Below are 451 nucleotides of genomic sequence, written 5' to 3' on the forward strand. Positions count from 1 at the left end.
CCTCTATGGTCTGAGGAACTGGGTCGAGTATGGCTTTAAGCAAAGCAAGAATGAACTCGGATGGGCGGACTTTCGATTCACCGACTATGCGCCGATTGAAAAGTGGTGGGAGATTGTGATGAGCGCCTATTTGATGGTCACCTTACACACGCCACCCATGCGACCTGAGGGGGCTGTGCCCCCTGAACTTAGTGACTCCATTGTGGTCTCTTCTTTTCCGCAGCATTCAGCTTGGAATGCAGGCAATGGGTGGAAAAACTGGCTCAATAACCTGCGTCTTATTCTGCTGCCGTGGGTGAGTTTGAATCTGTTAAAACCCTGGCTGAAGGTTTTTCCTATTCCCCCGTTAGAACAAGGGTTTCAGATGCTCATACGGCTTATGAATCAATTTCGAGGAGTGCCTGCTACGACGCTACGAGAGTTTTCTTCTGCCTAGAGTCATTGAAGAGCG

The 451-nt window shown here is 49.7% G+C and carries 1 pseudogene; it reads left to right on the plus strand.

Annotated elements, in window-relative coordinates:
* A pseudogene (locus tag JUJ53_RS24835) lies at positions 1-436 on the plus strand (IS701 family transposase); the annotation flags it as partial.
* Positions 437-451 lie beyond the last annotated feature (15 nt).

This window comes from Leptolyngbya sp. CCY15150, from assembly GCF_016888135.1.
GTDB lineage: Bacteria > Cyanobacteriota > Cyanobacteriia > RECH01 > RECH01 > RECH01.